This is a genomic window from Deinococcus radiopugnans ATCC 19172, assembly GCF_006335125.1.
Lineage (GTDB): Bacteria > Deinococcota > Deinococci > Deinococcales > Deinococcaceae > Deinococcus > Deinococcus radiopugnans.
Map to the genome: position 1 here is coordinate 1 of NZ_VDMO01000066.1, position 1,171 is coordinate 1,171.

General features: G+C 61.3%; 1 protein-coding gene. It reads right to left on the reverse strand.

Features of this window, described 5'->3' with window-relative positions; genetic code table 11:
• Position 1 precedes the first annotated feature (1 nt).
• On the reverse strand, positions 2 to 985 hold the full coding sequence (locus FHR04_RS20670) for an IS4 family transposase (RefSeq protein ID WP_139405053.1): 984 nt from the start codon (positions 983 to 985) through the stop codon (positions 2 to 4).
• Between the last annotated feature and the right edge of the window lie 186 nt (positions 986 to 1,171).

The window sequence follows — 1,171 nt, forward strand, 5'->3', positions numbered from 1 at the left end:
CTCAGTAGCTGACAACTTCAGTTTCCGGCTGTCCCAGTGCGGGAAAAGGGCATATCAAGACGTGTAGGATCTCGCTGATTCTCTTCGGAACCCACCGCAGCACATGGCGCAGTTCTTCCGAGCCGTAGCGCACCACGCTCATGGCCTTGCGGCCATGGGCCAGCACCCGGATCGGTTTCGCCTCATGCCGCCAGACGCCCACCCGCAGGCAAGCTAACCAGGCCAGGGTCACCAGCCCGAACAGTCGCTCTAACCGTCTGGGATCCGTGACTCCAGTCCGTTCCAGATCGAAGCCCCGTGACTTTTGCGAGCCAAATGTGGACTCGATGGTCCAGCGAAGCTTGTACAGCTGCCATGTTTCCCACACGTGAAAGTCCGTTGCGATGATCACCAGGTCACCTGCGGGTGACCTGGTGGCCACCACCCGCATGGATTCACCGAAAACCGTGGTCCGCTCCGCGATCATCCGGAACTGACCGGGCTGTAGCTCGCCGAACCACTCGTCTGCTGACAGTTCGTCGAGCACCGTGTCCTTCCGAATCCGAATGGCCCGGCGAATCCCTTTCCGGCGCAGGAAACGAAACCACTCGGCCCCGATGAACTCCCGGTCCGCCACCAGGCCCTTCCAGCGTCGCGCTGGAAGGGCCTCCAACAGTCTCAACACCAGCCACATGCGTGCACGGGTGTCGCTGTTGCCGGTGTGATCCAGGGCCACCCAGACGAGAGGAATGGTAAACCCATGGACGACTGCACCCAGGACCAGGAGGTTAAGCGGAGCATCCCCGTGTTCCCAGGTCGTGCGGTCCACGCTCATCAGAATCTTGCCTGGGGGAAGATGAACCAGCAGCAGGGCCAGGAAGACCTGAGCCGTGAGTTGCTCATCGTGGACGGCGCGTTCCACGCGCCGCTTCTTGGCTTCAGGAGAACTGGTGCCAGGGAGATGCGGACCGAGATCGCGGTGGTTGACGCTCTGGGCCATGATCATGGCCAGGACAACGTCGACGGCACGCTGATGCGTGTCGATGCGGAGCGAAGGCACGCAGGCTTTGAAATGAGCGGTAAGTTCGGTAGCCTGTGAGGCGGCGGGTTTTGGTGGCTTCACACCTCAAAACACCGCCATTTCTCGTTTCTGTCGAGGGACAGACCGGAAGGTGACCTTCCCGCCGTCTGG

What these genes read in the sequence shown, in the direction of transcription:
- FHR04_RS20670 (WP_139405053.1), bottom strand. Translation starts at nt 985, where the DNA reads ATGATCATGGCCCAGAGCGTCAACCACCGCGATCTCGGTCCGCATCTC.